Here is a 20,502-nt window from a genome sequence, read left to right as displayed (position 1 = left end):
AATGACCACATGTGCGGTATTGTCGGGATCGCCGGTTTTATGCCGGTCAACCAGTCGATTTATGATGCGTTAACGGTGCTGCAGCACCGTGGCCAGGATGCCGCAGGCATCGTTACCATTGATGCCCTGAACTGCTTCCGCCTGCGTAAAGCAAACGGCCTGGTGAGCGATGTTTTTGAAGCCCGCCATATGCAGCGTTTGCAGGGCAATATGGGCATCGGCCACGTCCGCTACCCGACCGCCGGAAGCTCCAGCGCTTCTGAGGCGCAGCCCTTCTACGTTAACTCGCCTTACGGCATTACGCTTGCGCACAACGGTAACCTGACCAACGCCCATGAGCTGCGCAAGCAGCTGTTTGAAAGCGGCCGCCGTCACGTTAACACCACTTCCGATTCGGAAATTCTGCTGAATATTTTCGCCACCGAGCTGGATCGTTTTCAGCACTATCCGCTGGAAGCGGAGAACATCTTCGCGGCGGTGGCGGCGGTGCACCAGCACGTGCGCGGCGCTTATGCCTGCGTAGCGATGATTATCGGCCACGGCCTGGTCGCCTTCCGCGATCCCAACGGCATCCGTCCGCTGGTTATCGGCAAGCGCGCCATGAAGGACGGCCGCAGCGAGTATATGGTGGCTTCCGAAAGCGTGGCGCTGGATACGCTGGGCTTTGAGTTCCTGCGCGACGTGGCGCCGGGCGAAGCGGTTTACGTCACCGAGAAAGGGCAGCTGTTCACCCGTCAGTGCGCGGAAAACCCTAAATGCAATCCGTGCCTGTTCGAATACGTCTATTTTGCCCGCCCGGATTCCTTCCTGGACAAAATTTCCGTATACAGCGCCCGCGTGCGCATGGGCACCAAGCTGGGCGAAAAAATCGCCCGCGAATGGGAAGACCTGGATATCGACGTGGTGATCCCGATCCCGGAAACCTCCTGCGATATCGCGCTGGAGATGGCGCGCATTCTGGACAAGCCCTACCGTCAGGGGTTTGTGAAAAACCGCTACGTGGGCCGCACCTTTATTATGCCGGGCCAGCACCAGCGCCGCAGCGCGGTTCGCCGCAAGCTGAACGCCAACCGCGCGGAGTTCCGCGGTAAGAACGTGCTGCTGGTGGATGATTCCATCGTGCGCGGCACCACGTCGGAACAGATTATCGAAATGGCGCGCGAAGCCGGGGCGAAAAAAGTCTATCTGGCTTCCGCCGCGCCGGAAATCCGTTTCCCAAACGTCTACGGCATTGATATGCCAAGCGCGACCGAGCTGATTGCGCATGGGCGGGAAGTGGACGAGATTTGCAAGCTGATCAAAGCCGATGCGCTGATTTTCCAGGACCTGGACGATCTGATTGAGGCGGTGCGCGAAGAAAATCCGGATATCGCCCAGTTTGAATGTTCGGTGTTTAACGGAGTCTACGTGACGAAAGATGTCGATCAGCGCTATCTGGAGCATATCCAGTCGCTGCGCAACGACGATGCGAAAGCGCTGGCGCGCCAGAACGAGGTCGAAAACCTGGAAATGCACAACGAGGGCTGATGCGCTCGCTGCTTTCCTGGTATCATGGGTCGGAAGCTATTCCGGCCCATTTTTTTGGGGCCGGCCTCAGGAAGGTTAAGGATTATTATGAAACGACTTATCATCGGCATTTCGGGCGCCAGCGGCGTAATTTACGGTATTCGCACGCTCCAGATACTGCAACAGGTCGACGGGGTGGAAACGCATCTGGTGATGAGCCAGGCCGCGCGCCAGACGCTGGCGCTGGAAAGCGACTATTCCGTGCGCGACGTGCAGGCGATGGCGGATGTGGTGCATGACGTGCGGGATATCGCCGCCAGTATCTCTTCCGGATCGTTTAAAACCGACGGAATGGCTATCCTGCCCTGTTCGATGAAAACGCTGTCCGGCATTGTCCACAGCTACAGCGACGGTCTGCTGACGCGTGCGGCCGACGTGATCCTGAAAGAGCGTCGTCGCCTGGTGCTCTGCGTGCGGGAAACGCCGCTGCATCTGGGACATTTGCGGATGATGACCACGGCGGCGGAGCTGGGCGCGATTATCATGCCGCCCGTCCCGGCCTTCTATCATCGCCCTGAAAACGTCATGGCCATCGTTGACCAGACGGTCAACCGGGTGCTGGATCAGTTTGATATCGAGCTGGATAACGATCTTTTCACGCGCTGGCAGGGTGCATAGACGCCTGTCTCCTGCGCTTTTTTGGTGCGCCTGCTCTCATAAAAACGCTTTGCGTGCAAAAAATGCACCAAAGCGAGGCATTCTTCTTCCATAATCCTGCTGTCGGGTCGCGTTTTTTTAACTTCTCCATGCGCCGGTGCGCTTCCTTGACCCTCTGGTAAAGATGGCATGAAAGCTGCACGTCTTTACGCTGGCCCATCCATAATAAAAGTGACTCTGAGGATAATCTATGAAGAAGCAGGTGATGGCTCTTTCTCTGCTGCTGGCGTTCTCTGCCGGTAGCGCGCTGGCCGCCGCGCCGAAAACGCTGCGTATCGGCACCGATCCAACCTACGCGCCGTTTGAATCCAAAAACGCGCAGGGCGAGCTGGTGGGCTTTGATATCGACCTTGCCAACGAGATCTGTAAGCGTATGGAAACGAAGTGTACCTTCGTCGAAAGCGATTTCGACGCGCTGATCCCGTCGCTGAAGGCGAAAAAAATCGATGCGATTATTTCTTCGCTGTCTATTACCGAAAAGCGTCAGCAGGAGATCGCCTTCTCTGAAAAACTTTATGCCGCCAACGCTCGTCTGATCGCCCCTAAAGGCTCCAAAATCGAACCGACCGTGGCGTCGCTGAAAGGCAAAACTATTGGTTTGCTTCAGGGTACGACGCAGGAAACCTATGCCAACCAGTACTGGCGCACGCAGGGCGTAACCGTAACGCCTTACGCCAATCAGGATTTGGTTTATCAGGATCTGACGGCGGGACGTATCGACGCCGCGTTTCAGGATGAAGTGGCCGCCAGTGAAGGCTTCCTCAAGCAGCCTGTTGGTAAAGATTACGCTTTTGCCGGCCCGGCAGTGAAGGACGAAAAAATCTTTGGCGTTGGCACAGGTATGGGGCTGCCGAAAGAAAGCACCGAGCTGAAAGCCGCTATCGATAAAGCCGTGGCGGCGATGCGCCAGGACGGCACCTATGACAAGCTGGCGAAAAAATATTTTAACTTTGACGTCTACGGCGGCTAAGAAAACCTGTCAGGGGGCGGCGCTGACGGCCCCCGATTTGCCCCCGGCATTGGGGCAAACGCCTTAAATCAGACAGGAAACTGCTTATGCTGTATGGCTACTCTGCAATCATTTTCAAAGGCGCGATGGTGACGCTGGAGCTGGCGCTCTGTTCGGTACTGCTTTCGGTAGTGTTGGGTCTTATTGGCGCGGGCGCAAAGCTCTCCGGCCGTCGCCCGCTGGCGATACTGTTTGAAGGCTACACCACGCTGATCCGCGGCGTGCCGGATCTGGTGCTGATGCTGCTGATTTTCTACGGGCTGCAAATCGCGCTTAATCAGGTTACCGAACTGATGGGGCTCAGCCAGTTTGATATCGATCCGATGACGGCGGGTATTATTACGCTGGGTTTTATCTATGGCGCCTATTTCACGGAAACGTTTCGCGGCGCCTTTATGGCCGTGTCGAAAGGGCAAATCGAAGCGGCCACCGCGTTCGGTTTTACCGCGTCGCAAACGTTCCGCCGCATCCTGTTCCCGGCGATGATGCGCTATGCGCTGCCCGGCATCGGCAATAACTGGCAGGTGATCCTTAAGGCGACCGCGCTGGTGTCGCTGCTGGGGCTGGAGGATGTGGTGAAAGCCACGCAGCTGGCGGGCAAAAGCACCTGGCAGCCGTTTTATTTCGCCATCGTCGCCGGCGTGGTTTACCTGATTTTCACCACGCTTTCTAACGGTGTGCTGTGGTGGCTTGCGCGCCGCTACTCCGTGGGCGTGAAAAGGGCGGACTTATGATCGATATTTTGCAGGAATACTGGAAGGCCCTGCTGTGGACGGACGGCTACCGCTTTTCCGGCGTGGCGATTACGCTCTGGCTGCTGATTATCTCCGTGGCGCTGGGCGGCTGTCTGGCGATACTGCTGGCGATTGCCCGCGTGTCGTCCGTTAAGGCCGTACGCTTTCCGGTCTGGCTGTTTACCTATCTGTTTCGCGGCACGCCGCTGTATGTCCAGCTGCTGGTGTTCTACTCGGGTATGTATACGCTGGAGGTGGTTAAAGGCAACGATCTGCTTAATACCTTTTTCCGCAGCGGCCTGAACTGTACGCTGCTGGCACTGACGCTGAATACCTGCGCCTACACCACGGAAATTTTCGCTGGCGCCATCCGCGCCGTGCCGCATGGCGAAATCGAGGCGGCGCGCGCCTACGGCTTCTCTACGTTTAAGCTCTATCGCTGCATTATTCTGCCTTCGGCGCTGCGCATCGCGCTGCCCGCCTACAGCAATGAGGTGATTTTGATGCTGCACTCTACGGCACTGGCCTTTACCGCGACCGTGCCCGACCTGCTGAAGGTCGCGCGCGATATCAACTCCGCCACCTATCGGCCTTTTGTTGCCTTCGGCATCGCGGCGGTGCTGTATCTGATTATCTCTTATGTATTGATTAGCCTGTTCCGCAGGGCGGAAAAGCGCTGGCTGGCGCATATGAAACCTTCATCGACCCATTGAGTAGATCTATGTCCAATAAACTAAACGTCACCGAGCTGCACAAACGCTATGGCGATCATGAAGTGCTGAAAGGCGTCTCGCTTCAGGCAAAGGCGGGCGACGTTATCACCATTATTGGTTCTTCCGGCTCGGGGAAAAGCACTTTTCTGCGCTGTATTAATTTTCTGGAGAAGCCGAGCGAAGGCTCTATTGCCGTCAATAATCAGCTGATTAATCTGGTGCGCGACACCGATGGCCAGCTGAAAGTCGCCAATAAAGAGCAGCTGCGGGCGCTACGCACCAGCCTGACGATGGTATTTCAGCACTTTAACCTGTGGAGCCATCTGACGGTGCTGCAAAACGTGATGGAGGCGCCGATTCAGGTGCTGGGCCTGAGCAGGGCCGAGGCGCAGTCGCGGGCCATTCGCTACCTGGATAAGGTCGGCATCGACGAGCGCGCGCGGGCAAAATATCCGGTGCATCTGTCCGGCGGCCAGCAGCAGCGCGTTTCCATTGCCCGCGCGCTGGCAATGGAGCCGGAAGTGCTGCTGTTTGATGAACCCACCTCGGCGCTCGATCCGGAACTGGTGGGCGAAGTTCTGCGGATTATGCAAAAGCTGGCGGAAGAGGGCAAAACCATGGTGGTAGTGACGCACGAAATGGAATTCGCCCGCCACGTCTCCAGCCACGTGATTTTTTTACATCAGGGCCGGATAGAAGAGCAGGGGCCGCCGGAGGTGCTGTTTAACCAGCCGCAAAGTCCGCGACTGCAGCAGTTTTTAGCGGGCGCATTGAAATAGGGCCGTTACACCACGTCCGCCAGCGCTTCGTCCAGCTGATACCAGCGAAAGCTGAAGCCTGACTCTTCCAGCCGCTTCGGCAATACGCGCTGACCGCCCAGCACCAGTACTGCGGATTCGCCCATCATCAGCTTAATCGCGCTGGCGGGCGTACGCATAAAGGCCGGTCGGTGCAGCGCGTGGCCGAGCATGGCGGCGAACTGTTCGTTGCGTACCGCGTAGGGTGAAACCATATTGAACGGTCCGCGCAGAACCGGGTTATCCAGCAGCCACAGGATCGCGTTTAGCATATCGTCCAGGTGGATCCACGGCATATATTGCTGTCCGCTGCCAAGGGGGCCGCCGATGCCCAGTTTGAAGGGCAGCTTCATTTTGCTCAGTGCGCCGCCGTTTTTAGCCAGCACGACGCCGGTACGCAGCAGGCAAACCCGTGTTCTGTCGCTGTCGGCCGCCATCGCCAGCGCTTCCCAGTGCGCGCACAGCTTATGGGTAAATTCCGCATGACCGGGATCGTCTTCAGTGATCGCCACATCGCCGGTATCGCCGTAAAAACCCGTGGCCGAACCGGAGATAAAAACTTTCGGTGGGGTCGTACTGGCATTGATCAGCGTGGCCAGCTTTTCGGTCATCTGCCAGCGGCTTTCACAAAGATGCTGCTTTTGCTGTTCGGTCCAGCGCTTGTCGGCGATAGGCTCGCCGGCCAGGTTGATAACGGCATCCACGCCGTCAAGATTACGCTGCTGATCCAGCCCGGACCACAGGCTAATCTTTTCCCCCAGTTTCTGCCGTGCGCTGACAACGTCGCGCGTGACCACGCTCACGCTGTCGCCCCGGGATATAAGACGAGGGATCAGATGGCTGCCGATCAGACCGGTGCCGCCCGTGAGTAAAATGTGCATTTTTTTCTCCTCAAAGGGTGTCGTCAATGCCATAAGCTTAGGCTAAGTTGCCGGGAAAGCGCGACGCGCGCCGGCAAAGTAACCGGCGCAGGCCAGGCAGAGATTGCCTTCTGTTAAAAAAATGGGTAAACAGGTTGCAGACGCCGCCTGATAAGGAACCGAGGATGAATTATCCCAACGTTGTTTTGTGGTCAGATGCCTGTTTTTTTAGTCCCTATGTGATGTCTGCTTTTGTGGCGCTCAGCGAAAAGGGGGTGCCTTTTTCGGTAAAGCGTGTCGATCTGGCCAGCGAGCAGCATCTTGAGGCGGCCTGTGTCGCGCTTTCGCTGACGCGCCGCGTGCCCACTTTGCAGCTCGATGATTTGATGCTTTCTGAATCCTCCGCCATCGCCGAATATCTGGAGGAGCGCTTTCCCGCGCCGGAGTTTGAACGGCTTTATCCGCAGGGTCGGGAAAAGCGTGCCAGAGCCAGAGAGATCCAGGCCTGGCTGCGCAGTGATTTTCTGCCGCTTCGCCACGAGCGTCCCACGGAAGTTTTGTTTGCTGGCGAAACCTTTGCGCCGCTGTCGCTAGCGGCGCAGCGCTCCGCTAATAAACTGATAAGCGCCGTTGAAAAGCTACTGCCGTCGGGTCAGCAGAATCTTTTTGGCGAGTGGTCGATAGCGGATACGGATTTAGCGATAATGATTAACAGGCTGGCGCTTCATGGCGACAGCGTGCCGGCGCGCGTGGCGGATTACGCTCATTTTCAGTGGCAGCGGGCGTCGGTGCAGCTTTGGCTGTCTGAATCTTCTAAAGATACCGCAGAATGACACAGCGGGATCAGTATCTTAAGGCGACCCGTGGCAGACTGCGCGGGCAGGCATCAACGAGCGCGAAGGCGCCAGAAAAGTAAGGGTTGGGGATGGTGGAGCAAGACAGCGGCACGGAGTGGGTGGATATCGTTAATGAAGATAACGAGGTAATCGCGAAGTCCAGCCGGGCGCAGATGCGGGCGCAATGTTTACGTCATCGCGCTACTTATATTGTGGTGCATAACGGCGCCGGCAAGATCCTGGTGCAGCGTCGGACGCAGAACAAAGACTTTATGCCGGGAATGCTGGATGCAACCGCTGGCGGCGTAGTGCAGAGCGGCGAAGAGATGCTGGAGTCGGCGCGTCGGGAAGCAGAAGAAGAGCTGGGCATTGCCGCTGTGCCTTTTGCGGAACATGGTCTGTTTTATTATGAAGACCAGCACTGTCGCGTGTGGGGCGGCCTGTTTAGCTGCGTGTCTCACGGCCCGTTTGCAATGCAGGAAGAAGAGGTTGAAGAGATATTCTGGATGACGCCGGAAGAGATCACTGGTCGCTGCGACGAGTTTACAGATGATTCGCTAAAAGCGCTGTCGCTGTGGCTGAGCCGCAACGGTGAGCAGAATCGCTAAAAAAAAGGCCGCATAAGCGGCCTTTTTAGCACTGGTGATTAGCGAGTTTCGCGTACGGCCAGGCGGGGCTGCGTTTTACGACCCAGCATACCCATCCAACCTGCGATCGCGGCTTCCACCAGCAGCGTGATCAGGGCGATCCAGCTGGCTTTAGCCGTAGCGGCGGCGGCTTTTTCACCGGCTTCACGCGCTTTCTGCTCCGCTTGTTTTTTCAGTTCCTGATATTTCTGGTAAGCCTGCTCGTAGCTCTGTTGCGTCTGAGCAACGATCTGATCGACTTCCTGATCGCTCTTACCGGTACGGGCTTTAACGATATTTTTCAGCGCGTCAACGTCGGCAGCCTGAAGGGTAGCCTGGTTACGCTGCACGACGCCTGAGAACCAGCTGGCTAAATCGGTATCGGCATTCTGCTGATCTTTGGCAGTATCCTCAGCCTGATTTTGCGCGGTATCAGCTTCTTTGTTGGCGTCCTGCTGCAGTTTTTCCGGCTGCAGCTCTGGCTTGCCGGTCTGACGCAGCGTGGTTTCCAGCTCGTTTTGCAAATTATTCAGGTCAATATTGTTTTCCTGCAGCTTCTGCTTGATGTTCTGTCCTACAGAAGGCGCCATGCTGGAAATACCGTTGCCCAGCATGTTAAAGCCGGAGCCAATCACGCTGGCGGTCCCGCTAACGGCGCTGCTAAGCACAACGGCGAACAGCCATACGCAAACCAGTGTGTTTACGGCCCACATCAGTAATCCGTGCAGCGCGCCTTCACGCTGTGCCAGACGGCCGGTGATATAGGCGCCCGCACCGACAGAGATCAGCATGCTCAGCCCTGTCCAGATAGTGGCGCCCGTACCCAGGCCTTCAAGCGGATTTTGTTCTTTTAACGGATCGACCGTGGTCGCGCCAATTGCCGTACCCAGAATGGTTAGCAGCAAATAAATAACCACGGAAAGGATCACGCCTGCGAAAATAGCACTCCATGAAATACGCTTTAGCGGAATGCCGCTATTTACTTCATTGTAAACCGGATGAACTTGGTGATCGCTCATGAGAGAACTCCCTTGCCTGATATAGGTGTTGTTCCTGAAGACATTATTATCAAAAAGACTCTGTCTCTTGCCATGATAAGCCTGGCACCGGAACCTGAATTCTACCAGGAATAATTTTATCCTGAATTTTTATTTTATATATCAGTGACTTTACTTTTTTTTCTTTGCGTAAAAATGAATTTTTCAGGACGAGGAAAAATAGCGGAGGTAAGGGTATTTCGCCGTAATGACTTTTTTATTTGTGCAAAAAAAAGCGGACCTTTCGATCCGCTTCAATTTAAAGTGCGTATTAACCTTCGGCCTGTTTAGCCTGAATGGCGGTCAGGGCGATAGTATAAACAATATCGTCTACTAACGCGCCGCGCGACAGATCGTTAACCGGCTTGCGCATACCTTGCAGCATCGGCCCGATGGAAATAAGATCGGCAGAGCGCTGTACGGCTTTATAGGTGGTATTACCGGTGTTGAGATCCGGGAAGATAAATACGGTGGCGCGACCGGCGACCGGTGAATCCGGCGCTTTAGATTTGGCGACATCGGCCATAATCGCAGCGTCGTACTGCAACGGGCCGTCGATCACCAGATCCGGGCGTTTCTCTTTGGCGATGCGCGTAGCTTCGCGCACTTTTTCCACGTCGCTGCCCGCGCCAGAGTTACCGGTCGAGTAGGAGATCATCGCCACGCGCGGCTCTATGCCGAAAGCGGTAGCGGAATCTGCGGACTGGATGGCGATTTCAGCCAGCTGCTCCGGATTCGGATCCGGGTTAATGGCGCAGTCGCCATACACCAGCACCTGTTCCGGCAGCAGCATAAAGAACACCGAAGAAACCAGCGAGCTGCCCGGCGCGGTTTTAATCAGCTGTAACGGCGGACGAATGGTATTGGCCGTGGTGTGCACCGCGCCGGAAACCAGGCCGTCCACCTCGCTGCTTTCCAGCATCATGGTGCCCAGCATCACGTTGTCTTCCAGCTGCTCCTGCGCCACAACCTCGGTCATGCCTTTGTTTTTACGCAGCTCCACCAGACGAGGCACATAGTTTTCCCGCACCTGCTGTGGATCGACGATTTCGATGCCTTTACCCAGCTCGACGCCCTGAGCCGCGGCCACGCGCTGGATCTCATCCGGATTACCCAGCAGCACGCAGGTAGCGATGCCGCGTTCGGCGCAGATAGCGGCCGCCTTAACGGTGCGCGGCTCGTCGCCTTCCGGCAGAACGATGCGCTTACGGGCATGGCGGGCCAGCTCGGTCAGCTGATAGCGGAAGGCCGGCGGCGACAGGCGGCGGCTACGCTCGGAGGCGGCGGTCAGCGAGTCAATCCAGTCGGCGCTGATATGGCTGGCCACGTATTCCTGCACCCGCTCAACGCGTTGGGTATCGTCGCTGGGCACTTCCAGGTTAAAGCTTTGCAGGCTCAGCGAGGTCTGCCAAGTATTGGTTTTCACCATAAACACCGGCAGGCCGGTGGCGAAGGCGCGTTCGCACAGGCGCTGGATAGGCGCATCGATCTGATAGCCGCCGGTCAGCAGGATAGCGCCGATCTCCACGCCGTTCATTGCCGCCAGGCAGGCAGCCACCAGCACATCAGGACGGTCGGCGGAGGTCACCAGCAGCGAGCCGGGACGAAAATGCTCCAGCATATGCGGCAGGCTGCGGGCGCAGAACGTCACCGACTTCACGCGGCGCGTGGCAATATCGCCTTCGTTAATAATCTGTGCATTAAGATGGCGGCACATATCGATAGCGCGGGTAGCTATCAGATCGAAGCTCCACGGCACGCAGCCCAGTACCGGCAGCGGGCTGTTGACGGCCAGCTGTTGTGGATCGATATTGGCAATGCTGGCCTTGGTGGAATCATCAAAAATTTCGGAAAGGTCGGGACGGGTACGGCCCTGTTCATCAACGGGCGCGTTCAGCTTATTAACGATCACGCCCGTGATGTTTTTATTTTTGCTGCCGCCGAAGCTGCTACGCGTCAGCTTTATACGCTCCTGTAGCGCTTCCGGCGAATCGTTGCCGGGCGACATCACAAAAACGATCTCCGCGTTCAGCGTTTTGGCGATCTCATAGTTCAGCGCCGTAGCGAACTGGTGCTTGCGCGTCGGCACCAGGCCTTCCACCAGCACCACTTCTGCATCACTGGTATTCTCGTGGTAGCGCGCGATGATCTCTTCCATCAGCACGTCCTGCTGATTAGCGCCGAGCAGCGATTCCACGCGGCTCATCTGCAGCGGTTCGGCTGCGGGAATAGCAGAGTTTTTACGGATAATCAGCGTGGTCTGGTCAAGCGAATCGCCGCCGGTACGCGGTTGGGCAATAGGTTTAAACACGCTGAGACGGACGCCTTTACGCTCCATCGCGCGGATAACGCCCAGGCTGACGCTGGTAAGACCGACGCTGGTGCCGGTAGGGATGAGCATGATGGTACGAGACAAGGTAAACCTCTCATAATTAGACCCGTTATGCCGGTGCTTTAGCGATAACTGCCGAAAAAACAGCGGCGGTGGGTTTCCTGATGTCTGAAACAGCACCGTCAGCCTGAGCTGACGGTGTGCACTTAAGCGGTTAAGCGGCTGGCGTCCTGCGCAATCACCAGCTCTTCGTTAGTCGGGATGACAATAGCAGGTCGGGTGCCTTCTTTATTGATAAAACCCGCTTTGCCGAAGCGAGCGGCCAGATTACGCTCACTATCGGGTTCAAAACCGAGCAGGGTCAGTTTGTTTAGCGTCAACTCGCGCACCATCGCGGCGTTTTCGCCAATGCCGCCGGTAAAGATAACCGCGTCCAGCCTGCCTTCCATCAGCGCCGTATAGGAGCCGATGTATTTGGCAAGGCGATGGCAATAAACGTCCATCGCGCGCCTTGCATCTTCTTTGGTGGTGTAGTTTTCTTCCACGTAGCGGCAGTCGCTGGTCACGCCAGTCAGTCCAAGCAGCCCGGACTCTTTGGTCAGCATTTTGTTGATGGCGTCAACGCTCATACCCAGCGTGTCGTGCAGGAAAAACACAATCGCCGGATCGATATCGCCGGAACGGGTGCCCATTACCAGGCCTTCCAGCGGCGTCAGGCCCATAGAAGTGTCCACGCACTCGCCGTTACGAATTGCGCTGACGGAACCGCCGTTGCCCAGATGACAGGTAATGACGTTGAGTTCATGCAGCGGTTTGTTAAGCGCTTTGGCCGCTTCGTGCGTGACGTAGTAGTGGCTGGTACCGTGAGCGCCGTAGCGGCGCACGCCGTGTTCCTTATATAGGTGATAAGGCAGGGCATACAGGTAAGACTCTTCCGGCATGCTTTGATGAAACGCGGTATCGAACACCGCCACGTTTTTATCGGAAAGATGCGGAAAGTTTTTCATCGCTTCGTCGATACCGATCAGATGCGCCGGATTATGCAACGGTGCAAAAGAAGAGGCGTCTTTAATACCCTGAACAACGTCCTGATCAATCACCACGGACTGGGTCAGCTTTTCGCCGCCGTGCACGATACGGTGACCTATTGCAGTAATTTGTGCAGACAGCGCTGGTTTTTGTGCCAGAATAGTTTTAACGATAAAGTTAAGAGCTTCACTGTGAGCTGCGCCAGCGCCCAGGGCCGCTTCCTGTTTTTCGCCTTCCAGTTTCCACTTGATGCGCGCTTCGGGCAGGTGGAAACATTCGGCTAAACCGGAAAGATATTCGTCGCCGTTTGCGGGATCAAGAATGGCGAATTTTAACGAAGAGCTACCGCAGTTCAAAACCAGAACTAACTTACTCGACATGGTAGGTCCTATTGGTTGAGGGTGGCGAAAAAAAACTCAATCAGACTATCAGCGTAGCGCATGAAAGCTGGTACATTATGATGAACATCATGCTGTCGGCATAATTTGTCCGAAAGCAAAAAAATTTCATAAAAACCCAAAGATTTTTTGAATTTGTGCGGGCCGACCCGTGTTAGCTCAGCAGAATCGCAGCAAGCATGTAACAGCCATTCAACAAGCGCGCACAGGATAACCAGAGTGCCTTGTAAAGACAAAATTTTTTGAAGGCTGTAAGGTAAAGTTGTTACGTGGTATTTTTTGTTTAATTTTTATCCGTGAAGTTGAGGTCAACCATGGCAAATGAATCCGGCACTGTCGGTTGGGTCAAGCTGTTTCAGAACGGGCAGCATTATATGAAGACGTGGCCAGCCGACAAGCGTCTTGCCCCTCTGTTTCCGGAAAACAGAGTCACTACGGCGACGCGATTCGGCATCCGTTTTATGCCGCCGCTGGCTGTCTTCGCCATGACCTGGCAGATCGCGTTGGGGGGCCAGCTTGGGCCTGCCGTCGCCACCGCGCTGTTCGCCTGTAGCCTGCCGATGCAGGGTCTGTGGTGGCTGGGCAAACGTTCCGCCACGCCGCTGCCGCCCGCCCTGCTGAGCTGGTTTCACGAAGTGCGCGAAAAACTTCAGGCCGCGGGCCAGGCGCTGGCGCCTGTAGAAGGCAAACCTACATACCAGGCGCTCGCCGACGTGCTGAAACGCGCTTTCGGTCAGCTGGATAAAACTTTCCTCGACGATCTCTGAGTTCTGCGTTTTTCGCCGCCGCAGCGGCGAAAAACTGCCCTGCATCAAAGAAGTAGCGGTTTGCTGTGCCTCGCCACAGCGCGTTATGCGATCCTTGCGCCATCCTTTCATTTTGTCCACCGTGTCACCAGGAGTTGATGATGGAAATGAGCCATGCGCAGCGTTTAATCCTTTCTAACCAGTACAAGCTGATGAGCCTGTTGGATCCCGATAATCTTGAGCGCTATCGTCGTCTGCAAACGATCGTTGAACGCGGCTATGGCCTGCAAATGCGCGAGCTGGATCGCGAATTCGGCGAGCTGCCGGAATCCGTCTGCCGTACGCTGATTGATATTATGGAGATGCACCACGCGCTGCATGTGTCCTGGACAAATCTGAAAGATCACAGCGCAATCGAAGCGCGCCGTCTGCAGTTTTTAGGATTTGACGCTGCTACCGAGGCGCGATTCCTTGGCTACGTGCGGTTTATGGTGCAGATTGAAGGCCGCTATACTCAGTTTGATGCAGGCAGCCACGGCTTTAACGCCCAGATGCCGATGTGGGAAAAGTATCAACGGATGCTGGCCGTGTGGCACACTTGCCCAAGGCAGTATCATCTGAGCGCGAACGAGATCGCGCAAATCATCAACGCCTGAGAAGGAACATGTAGTGAAGTGTAAAGGTTTTCTGTTTGATTTGGACGGCACGCTGGTGGACTCTCTACCGGTAGTCGAACGCGCCTGGGTAAACTGGGCCTCACGGCACAACATCGCAGCGGATGAGGTGCTGAATTTTATCCACGGCAAGCAGGCTATCACCTCACTGCGTCATTTTATGGCCGGCGCGTCTGAAGAAGCCATCCAGCAGGAATTTCTGGCGCTGGAAAAAACCGAAGCGGAAGATACCGACGGCATCGTAGCTTTACCGGGCGCGCAGGAACTGCTCGCCACGCTTAACGAGCTGCATATTCCGTGGGCTATCGTTACGTCCGGCTCCGTTCCCGTTGCTTCTGCCCGGCGTAAGGCGGCTGGCCTGCCGGAGCCGGAGATATTTGTCACCGCTGAACGCGTGCAAAACGGTAAACCGGCCCCGGATGCCTATTTACTGGGCGCCCAGCTGCTGGAGCTGGAGCCGGAAGAGTGCGTGGTGGTGGAAGACGCCGCTGCGGGTATCCTTTCCGGCCTCGCGGCGGGCAGCCATGTGATTGCCGTCAACGCGCCTGCCGGTTCACCTCGCCTGGAAGAGGTCGCCATGCAGCTCAGCTCACTGGAAGAGCTGATCGTCAATAAAAACGGTGACGGCACCATCGACGTGCATCGAAAGCATTAACTTATGATTTAGCCCCGCATCTGCGGGGCTTTTTTATGGCATCCTGCCGACAGTTTTGCTCATAAGCGGGAAGCGGATGTGAATAACGAGCTTATCTGGGTGCTGAGCCTGCTGGCGATGGCGATCGCGCTGTTTGTCAGCGGCAAGGTACGTATGGATGTTGTGGCGCTGCTGGTAATTATCGTTTTTGTGCTTAGCGGCACGCTGACCTTGCAGGAAGCTACGATGGGCTTCAGCGACGCTAACGTGCTGCTGATCGCGGCGCTGTTTGTGATTGGCGAAGGGCTGGTTCGTACCGGCGTGGCCCTGAGAATGGGCGACTGGCTGATGAAAATGGCGGGCAGCAGCGAAGCGAAAATGCTGGCTTTGCTGATGCTGACCGTAGCCGGTCTGGGCGCCTTTATGAGCTCAACCGGCGTGGTGGCGATTTTTATCCCGGTGGTGATGAGCGTCTCGGCGAAGATGAACCGTTCTCCGGGCAGGCTGATGATGCCGCTGAGCTTTGCCGGCCTGATCAGCGGCATGCTGACTCTGGTCGCGACGGCGCCCAATCTGGTGATCAACAGCGAGCTGGTACGGGAAGGGCTGGCGGGGTTCGGCTTCTTCGACGTCACGCCGATCGGGCTGGCCGCCCTGCTGCTGGGCATCGGTTATATGCTTGTTGCGCGTTTCTGGCTGGGTGCGGCGGAAAACAAACAGGCCAGAAAAGGGCAGGAACGTACTTTCCGCGATCTGATCAAGGATTACAGGCTGAGCGGCAGAGCGCGCCGCCTGGCCGTCCACCCCGGTTCGCCGCTTATTGGCGAGCCGCTGGACGATTTACGGTTGCGCGAGCGCTACGGCATTAACGTGGTTGGGCTGGAGCGCTGGCGTAAATTCCGACGGGTGATGGTGCCGGTGACCGGCATGACGCAGTTTCGCGCCCGCGACGTGCTGCTGATCGATATGTCCGCTGCCGATATTGATATCCGCGAATTTTGCAGCGAGTATCGGTTGGAACCGATGATCCTGCGCGGCGAATATTTTTCCGATCGGGCGCAGGATGTCGGTATGGCGGAAGTGCTGATTTTTCCCGATTCCGAACTCCAGGGCAAAACGCTGCGGGAAAGCTCGTTCCGCACGCGTTACGGCGTGAGCGTGATCGGCATCCGCCGTCGCGGCGAGGTGCTGGAAGGCGTGCTGAGCGATCTGCCATTGGAGCTGGGGGACTGTTTGCTGGTGATCGGCGACTGGAAAAAAATCACCCAGCTGCAGCTACAAAAGCGGGACGTGCTGTTGCTCAGCCTGCCTGCCGAGGTTAAAGACGTCGCGCCCGCCAGCAGCCAGGCGCCGCACGCCATTTTTTGTCTGGCGCTGATGGTCGCCATGATGCTCACCAATGAAATCCCCAATCCCATAGCGGCGCTCATTGCCTGTTTGCTGATGGGTAAATTTCGCTGCATTGATATGGAAAGTGCCTACCGGGCGATCCACTGGCCGAGCATTATTTTAATTGTGGGCATGATGCCGTTTGCGCTGGCGCTGCAAAAAACCGGGGGAATAACGCTGATTGTCGACGGATTGATGGATCTGGCCGGCGGCTATACGCCGCACGTTATGCTGACCTGCCTGTTTGTTCTCTGCGCGACTATCGGCCTGTTTATCTCCAATACCGCTACGGCGGTGCTGATGGCGCCGGTTGGCGTCGCCGCAGCGCATCAAATGGGCGTTTCGCCTTATCCTTTCGCCATGACTGTCGCGGTAGCGGCTTCCAGCGCCTTTATGACGCCGGTTTCCAGTCCGGTCAATACGCTGGTACTGGGGCCGGGCGGCTATCGCTTCAGCGATTTTGTCAAAACGGGCGTACCTTTTACGCTGTTGATTATGATGGTCAGCGTGCTGCTGGTGCCGCTGCTCTTCCCGTTTTGATCGCGGCTACAGCGATTGCTGGCTGATTTCATCCAGCGACAGGCTAAAGCTCGGCACGAAGACCTCAACAAAATAGTCCATCTCCGGGCTACGCCTTTGAGTCAGGGTCTTTTCCAGCCGGGCTTTCGCCAGCTGAAACTCATGGTTACCGGCGGCCAGCTCTTCCAGACATTTCAGGTAGGCGCAGAGCGCATCAGCCTGCTTGACGATAGCCGTCTCGTCTTCGCTGCGCTGCTGCTCGTCCAGCAGCGGTCGCCAGGCATCCTGCAGATCGTCGGGCAGCATCTCCACCAGCTTCTGCTGCGCTATCTTTTCAATCTTCTTGTATTCGTTGGCGATCTGGGCGTTGTAATACTTTACCGGCGTTGGCAAATCGCCCGTCAGGACTTCGCTGGCGTCATGGTACATCGCCATCAGCGCGATCCGTTCCGCGTTAAGGTTGCCGTTGAATTTTTTATTTTTAATCACCGCCAGCGCATGGGCTACCATCGCCACCTGCAGGCTGTGCTCGGAAACGTTTTCCGTGCGCACGTTGCGCATCAGCGGCCAGCGGTTGATGAGTTTAAGGCGGGAGAGATGGGCGAAAAAATGACTTTGATTCATCGGACGGTTTCCTGTGCCTGAAGACCAGAGCGGGAAGTATTCCGCTCTGGCATCACGGTAGTTGACAGAATGCAGCGATATTGGCCGATCCGGTTCGACAGCAGACTACTGGCGATAGCCTCCCAGGAAGCGGCCGAACTTGCTGATAGCCATTTCAAGATCGTTTACGTGGGGAAGGGTGACGATGCGTACGTGATCCGGCCATGGCCAGTTAAAGGCGCTGCCCTGCACCAGCAGTACTTTCTCCTGCAGCAGGAAATCCAGCACCATTTTCTGATCGTCATGGAGATTGAATTTTTTGGCATCAATTTTCGGGAACATATAAAGCGCGCCGTCCGGCTTGACGCAGCTGACGCCCGGAATATCGTTGATCAGTTCCCAGGCGCGCTGGCGCTGTTCATACAGCCTGCCGCCCGGCACGATAAACTCGCTGATGCTCTGGTACCCGCCCAGCGCGGTCTGAATGGCGTGCTGCGCAGGCACGTTAGCGCACAGGCGCATTGAGGCCAGCATTTCCAGTCCTTCAATGTAGCCTTTGGCATGTTTTTTCGGCCCGTTCAGCACCATCCAGCCCTGGCGGAACCCCGCCACGCGGTAGGTTTTTGACAGGCCGTTAAAGGTAATGGTTAACAGGTCCGGAGCCAGCGCGGCGATAGAGTGGTGCTGAGCGGCGTCATAAAGGATCTTGTCGTAGATTTCATCGGCGAAAATGATCAAATTATGCTGCCTGGCCAGCTCCACGACTTCCAGCAGCAGCTCCTTGCTGTAAACTGCGCCGGTTGGGTTATTTGGGTTAATAATCACGATCCCGCGCGTGCGCGGAGTGATTTTACTGCGAATGTCGTCCAGATCCGGGAACCAGCCAGCGGATTCGTCACAAAGGTAGTGCACCGCTTTACCGCTGGAAAGCGAAACGGCGGCCGTCCATAGCGGATAATCGGGCGCCGGCACCAGCATCTCATCACCGCTGTTCAGCAATGCCTGCATCGATTGCACGATCAGTTCGGAAACGCCGTTGCCAATATAAACGTCCTCGACGGTTATTTCGCGCAGGCCGCGAGCCTGATAGTGCTGCACGATAGCTTTACGCGCCGAATAGAGACCTTTAGAGTCGCAGTAACCCTGCGCGCTCGGCAGGTTGCGGATGACATCGACCAGGATTTCGTCAGGCGCTTCGAAACCAAAAGGCGCGGGATTGCCAATATTGAGCTTGAGGACTTTATTGCCTTCTTCTTCAAGGCGTCTGGCTTCTTTTAACACCGGGCCACGGATGTCATAACAAACGTTATCGAGCTTGCTGGATTTATCAATTGGGGTCATTTCATTCGCCTTTGGCTGAGCCGCATTCCTGCCGTGGAAAAGTAAACCCGCACAATGTACTCCTCTCGCCAGCGCTTTTGAAGCCCGATAGCGGGTTTGCCCGGCATGCCTGCGCGTTGTCTGAACGGCACAGCAGGAAAGCTCGTTCAGGTTCGAAGCTTTTTCCTGGAGAAGGTTTAATAAAACTTACACCTGCATCGAATGCCGCAGCCTGTAAAAAAGCCCGTTTTTTTGCAAGCAAAAAGGCTGTTTTTGTAACGATTAGGTAAAATAAGATGTATTGACACGGTGGGTAACTATTCAGTTATTCTTAACTGGCTGGTCAGGGGTTACTCACTACCGCCGCAACAGGCGACAATGGCAAGAAGCGGCGGCACCTTCAGAGGAGAGCCGTCGTTGCTGATATATTGTTACTAATTGATAAATTTTTATGGTGCGAAGCGAGCAGAAGGTGCGATTCACCATAAAAAATTATTTTACTGATAAGAATAATCGGATTTGGGCTTAAAAAGTAATCGACAGTATGTCAGGATATGCTTCAGGAAAAAGGACGTATGACGAGCCTGTTTCCGGAACGGTAATTAGCGCGTTTTATCGCCAATAATGTTAAGCTTTGTTTATTATTATTCCACTGTCACTACAGTGTTCTGGCTCTTTGATTTTTTATGGTTGTCTTACACTAACAGCGCCGGGCTAATCCAGCGGGCGGCTGGACGTTAACAGGGTGTGGCGGCAGGTAACCTGACGCCAGCCTGAAGTACCAAACGTATAAATCTGTCAGCGGCCTTGCGACGGCATCAGCCGGGCATATTGGGCCGCTGGGATAACGCGTTTGCGATTAAGGCAATGACGAGCCAACGGGTCGCATTGCCTACGGTTGTCTCTCTATCTTATTGATAAAGTAGATAATAACACCAGGATAGTAGTATCTTAAAAATCTTATAAAAGTGAAGAAAACATGACCAGTGCAAATCGTCCAATTCTTAATCTCGATCTCGATCTGCTCAGAACTTTTGTGGCCGTCGCCGATCTGAATACTTTTGCCGCGGCCGCCGCGGCAGTCTGTCGTACGCAGTCTGCCGTCAGCCAGCAGATGCAGCGTCTGGAGCAGCTGGTAGGGAAAGAGCTGTTCGCCCGCCATGGGCGTAATAAACTGCTGACCGAGCACGGTATTCAGCTGCTGGGGTACGCCAGAAAAATCCTGCGCTTTAACGATGAAGCCTGCACCTCGCTGATGTACAGTAATATCCAGGGCGTGCTGACTATCGGCGCTTCTGACGATACGTCAGACACCATCCTGCCTTTCCTGCTTAACCGTGTGACCTCGGTTTATCCGAAGCTGGCTATTGACGTTCGCGTCAAGCGTAATCCATTTATGATGGAAATGCTGAACCAGGGAGAAGTAGACCTGGTGGTAACAACGTCCAGCCCGATGAACTTCACCTGGCAGGTACTGCGTACTTCGCCAACGCTCTGGTACTGTGCGGCCGACTACGTGTTCCAGCGCGGAGAAGCTATTCCTCTGGTGCTGCTGGACGAGCCAAGCCCTTATCGTGATATGGCTATCGATCACCTTAACGAAGCGGGTATTCCGTGGCGCATCTCTTATGTGGCCTCTACGCTGGCTGCCGTCCGCGCCGCCGTTAAAGCGGGTCTGGGCGTGACCGCTCGTCCGGTAGAGATGATGAGTCCGGAACTGCGCGTGATGGGCGCGGCAGAAGGATTGCCGATGCTGCCGGACACGGAATACCTGCTGTGCCGCAATCCGGAAAGCGACAACGAGCTGGCGCTGGCTATTTTCAACGCCATGGAGTCGAGCAACGATCCCTACAATCTGACCGCTACGGGTCAGGATCGCTCCGCTTTTGCAGATGAAGATGAGTGATAATCTGATTTATCTAACTTTCTGATTAGTGTGAAAAAAAGTTAGAAGAATTGTCTAAAAAAGCCTTTCGAAACAGCTATTGTTTTGAGGGGCTTTTTTTATGCGTTAATTTCCTGT

19 protein-coding genes are annotated in these 20,502 nt (G+C 55.7%); 13 read left to right on the top strand and 6 right to left on the bottom strand.

What is annotated here, in order from left to right:
* Positions 1 to 9 precede the first annotated feature (9 nt).
* From purF to hisP, 6 genes are all read left to right on the top strand, one after another.
* The gene (gene purF, locus EGK14_RS06525; protein WP_125288272.1) at positions 10 to 1,527 is read left to right on the top strand and encodes an amidophosphoribosyltransferase; all 1,518 of its coding nucleotides are present in this window, start codon (positions 10 to 12) and stop codon (positions 1,525 to 1,527) included.
* 87 nt (positions 1,528 to 1,614) lie between these two features.
* Positions 1,615 to 2,184, top strand: coding sequence for a UbiX family flavin prenyltransferase (locus tag EGK14_RS06520; RefSeq protein WP_125288271.1), 570 nt, complete (start codon positions 1,615 to 1,617; stop codon positions 2,182 to 2,184).
* Positions 2,185 to 2,413: 229 nt separating this feature from the next.
* Entirely contained in the window at positions 2,414 to 3,193 is a 780-nt protein-coding gene (gene argT, locus EGK14_RS06515; RefSeq protein WP_125288270.1) for a lysine/arginine/ornithine ABC transporter substrate-binding protein ArgT, read from the top strand.
* A gap of 86 nt (positions 3,194 to 3,279) precedes the next feature.
* Complete coding sequence (locus EGK14_RS06510) at positions 3,280 to 3,966, top strand: histidine ABC transporter permease HisQ (RefSeq protein WP_125288269.1); 687 nt, start codon at positions 3,280 to 3,282, stop codon at positions 3,964 to 3,966.
* A complete protein-coding gene (locus tag EGK14_RS06505) occupies positions 3,963 to 4,679 on the top strand; it encodes an ABC transporter permease (RefSeq protein WP_125288268.1) in 717 nt (238 codons plus the stop codon). Before EGK14_RS06510 ends, EGK14_RS06505 begins: the two co-directional genes overlap by 4 nt.
* Positions 4,680 to 4,687: 8 nt before the next feature.
* Entirely contained in the window at positions 4,688 to 5,458 is a 771-nt protein-coding gene (hisP, locus tag EGK14_RS06500) for a histidine ABC transporter ATP-binding protein HisP (protein WP_125288267.1), read from the top strand.
* A gap of 5 nt (positions 5,459 to 5,463) precedes the next feature.
* On the opposite strand, the gene EGK14_RS06495 is transcribed toward hisP, so the two are convergent.
* The gene (locus EGK14_RS06495; RefSeq protein ID WP_125288266.1) at positions 5,464 to 6,357 is read right to left on the bottom strand and encodes a TIGR01777 family oxidoreductase; all 894 of its coding nucleotides are present in this window, start codon (positions 6,355 to 6,357) and stop codon (positions 5,464 to 5,466) included.
* Positions 6,358 to 6,521: 164 nt separating this feature from the next.
* Between EGK14_RS06495 and yfcF the strand changes: the two genes are divergently transcribed.
* Both yfcF and yfcD read left to right on the top strand, forming a co-directional pair.
* Complete coding sequence (gene yfcF / locus EGK14_RS06490; protein ID WP_125288265.1) at positions 6,522 to 7,169, top strand: glutathione transferase; 648 nt, start codon at positions 6,522 to 6,524, stop codon at positions 7,167 to 7,169.
* A 92-nt stretch (positions 7,170 to 7,261) separates the two neighbouring features.
* The gene (gene yfcD / locus EGK14_RS06485; protein ID WP_125288264.1) at positions 7,262 to 7,780 is read left to right on the top strand and encodes an NUDIX hydrolase YfcD; all 519 of its coding nucleotides are present in this window, start codon (positions 7,262 to 7,264) and stop codon (positions 7,778 to 7,780) included.
* Positions 7,781 to 7,818: 38 nt separating this feature from the next.
* On the opposite strand, the gene EGK14_RS06480 is transcribed toward yfcD, so the two are convergent.
* From EGK14_RS06480 to ackA, 3 genes are all read right to left on the bottom strand, one after another.
* Positions 7,819 to 8,817, bottom strand: coding sequence for a hypothetical protein (locus EGK14_RS06480; RefSeq protein ID WP_125288263.1), 999 nt, complete (start codon positions 8,815 to 8,817; stop codon positions 7,819 to 7,821).
* Positions 8,818 to 9,106: 289 nt separating this feature from the next.
* A complete protein-coding gene (pta, locus tag EGK14_RS06475; RefSeq protein ID WP_199746384.1) occupies positions 9,107 to 11,251 on the bottom strand; it encodes a phosphate acetyltransferase in 2,145 nt (714 codons plus the stop codon).
* Positions 11,252 to 11,373: 122 nt separating this feature from the next.
* Positions 11,374 to 12,576 (bottom strand): acetate kinase, encoded by a 1,203-nt coding sequence (gene ackA / locus EGK14_RS06470; RefSeq protein WP_125288262.1) that lies wholly within the window; start codon positions 12,574 to 12,576, stop codon positions 11,374 to 11,376.
* 332 nt (positions 12,577 to 12,908) lie between these two features.
* Here ackA and yfbV point away from each other — a divergent pair, with 332 nt between their 5' ends.
* The 4 genes from yfbV to EGK14_RS06450 all read left to right on the top strand — a co-directional run bounded on the left by yfbV (position 12,909) and on the right by EGK14_RS06450 (position 16,577).
* Positions 12,909 to 13,361 (top strand): terminus macrodomain insulation protein YfbV, encoded by a 453-nt coding sequence (yfbV, locus tag EGK14_RS06465; RefSeq protein ID WP_125288261.1) that lies wholly within the window; start codon positions 12,909 to 12,911, stop codon positions 13,359 to 13,361.
* Positions 13,362 to 13,501: 140 nt separating this feature from the next.
* Complete coding sequence (locus tag EGK14_RS06460) at positions 13,502 to 13,996, top strand: YfbU family protein (RefSeq protein WP_125288330.1); 495 nt, start codon at positions 13,502 to 13,504, stop codon at positions 13,994 to 13,996.
* Positions 13,997 to 14,009: 13 nt separating this feature from the next.
* The gene (locus EGK14_RS06455) at positions 14,010 to 14,669 is read left to right on the top strand and encodes a sugar phosphatase (RefSeq protein ID WP_125288260.1); all 660 of its coding nucleotides are present in this window, start codon (positions 14,010 to 14,012) and stop codon (positions 14,667 to 14,669) included.
* Positions 14,670 to 14,747: 78 nt separating this feature from the next.
* On the top strand, positions 14,748 to 16,577 hold the full coding sequence (locus EGK14_RS06450; RefSeq protein ID WP_125288259.1) for an SLC13 family permease: 1,830 nt from the start codon (positions 14,748 to 14,750) through the stop codon (positions 16,575 to 16,577).
* Positions 16,578 to 16,583: 6 nt separating this feature from the next.
* Here the strand turns inward: EGK14_RS06450 and yfbR are convergent, their stop codons facing one another.
* Both yfbR and EGK14_RS06440 read right to left on the bottom strand, forming a co-directional pair.
* Positions 16,584 to 17,180: a 5'-deoxynucleotidase gene (gene yfbR / locus EGK14_RS06445; protein ID WP_125288258.1), complete on the bottom strand. Its 597-nt coding sequence runs from the start codon at positions 17,178 to 17,180 to the stop codon at positions 16,584 to 16,586.
* 105 nt (positions 17,181 to 17,285) lie between these two features.
* On the bottom strand, positions 17,286 to 18,500 hold the full coding sequence (locus EGK14_RS06440) for a pyridoxal phosphate-dependent aminotransferase (RefSeq protein WP_125288257.1): 1,215 nt from the start codon (positions 18,498 to 18,500) through the stop codon (positions 17,286 to 17,288).
* A 958-nt stretch (positions 18,501 to 19,458) separates the two neighbouring features.
* On the opposite strand from EGK14_RS06440, the gene lrhA reads away from it, so the two are divergent.
* A complete protein-coding gene (gene lrhA, locus EGK14_RS06435; protein ID WP_125288256.1) occupies positions 19,459 to 20,385 on the top strand; it encodes a transcriptional regulator LrhA in 927 nt (308 codons plus the stop codon).
* Positions 20,386 to 20,502 lie beyond the last annotated feature (117 nt).

It is taken from the genome of Erwinia sp. 198 (genome assembly GCF_003937915.1).
In the GTDB taxonomy this organism is placed as follows: domain Bacteria; phylum Pseudomonadota; class Gammaproteobacteria; order Enterobacterales; family Enterobacteriaceae; genus Erwinia; species Erwinia aeris.
Note: the sequence above shows the minus strand (reverse complement) of the source record. Positions and strands in the feature narration are given on the sequence as shown.

What these genes read in the sequence shown, in the direction of transcription:
- purF (WP_125288272.1), top strand. Translation starts at nt 10, where the DNA reads ATGTGCGGTATTGTCGGGATCGCCGGTTTTATGCCGGTCAACCAGTCG.
- EGK14_RS06520 (WP_125288271.1), top strand. Translation starts at nt 1,615, where the DNA reads ATGAAACGACTTATCATCGGCATTTCGGGCGCCAGCGGCGTAATTTAC.
- argT (WP_125288270.1), top strand. Translation starts at nt 2,414, where the DNA reads ATGAAGAAGCAGGTGATGGCTCTTTCTCTGCTGCTGGCGTTCTCTGCC.
- EGK14_RS06510 (WP_125288269.1), top strand. Translation starts at nt 3,280, where the DNA reads ATGCTGTATGGCTACTCTGCAATCATTTTCAAAGGCGCGATGGTGACG.
- EGK14_RS06505 (WP_125288268.1), top strand. Translation starts at nt 3,963, where the DNA reads ATGATCGATATTTTGCAGGAATACTGGAAGGCCCTGCTGTGGACGGAC.
- hisP (WP_125288267.1), top strand. Translation starts at nt 4,688, where the DNA reads ATGTCCAATAAACTAAACGTCACCGAGCTGCACAAACGCTATGGCGAT.
- EGK14_RS06495 (WP_125288266.1), bottom strand. Translation starts at nt 6,357, where the DNA reads ATGCACATTTTACTCACGGGCGGCACCGGTCTGATCGGCAGCCATCTG.
- yfcF (WP_125288265.1), top strand. Translation starts at nt 6,522, where the DNA reads ATGAATTATCCCAACGTTGTTTTGTGGTCAGATGCCTGTTTTTTTAGT.
- yfcD (WP_125288264.1), top strand. Translation starts at nt 7,262, where the DNA reads ATGGTGGAGCAAGACAGCGGCACGGAGTGGGTGGATATCGTTAATGAA.
- EGK14_RS06480 (WP_125288263.1), bottom strand. Translation starts at nt 8,817, where the DNA reads ATGAGCGATCACCAAGTTCATCCGGTTTACAATGAAGTAAATAGCGGC.
- ackA (WP_125288262.1), bottom strand. Translation starts at nt 12,576, where the DNA reads ATGTCGAGTAAGTTAGTTCTGGTTTTGAACTGCGGTAGCTCTTCGTTA.
- yfbV (WP_125288261.1), top strand. Translation starts at nt 12,909, where the DNA reads ATGGCAAATGAATCCGGCACTGTCGGTTGGGTCAAGCTGTTTCAGAAC.
- EGK14_RS06460 (WP_125288330.1), top strand. Translation starts at nt 13,502, where the DNA reads ATGGAAATGAGCCATGCGCAGCGTTTAATCCTTTCTAACCAGTACAAG.
- yfbR (WP_125288258.1), bottom strand. Translation starts at nt 17,180, where the DNA reads ATGAATCAAAGTCATTTTTTCGCCCATCTCTCCCGCCTTAAACTCATC.
- EGK14_RS06440 (WP_125288257.1), bottom strand. Translation starts at nt 18,500, where the DNA reads ATGACCCCAATTGATAAATCCAGCAAGCTCGATAACGTTTGTTATGAC.
- lrhA (WP_125288256.1), top strand. Translation starts at nt 19,459, where the DNA reads ATGACCAGTGCAAATCGTCCAATTCTTAATCTCGATCTCGATCTGCTC.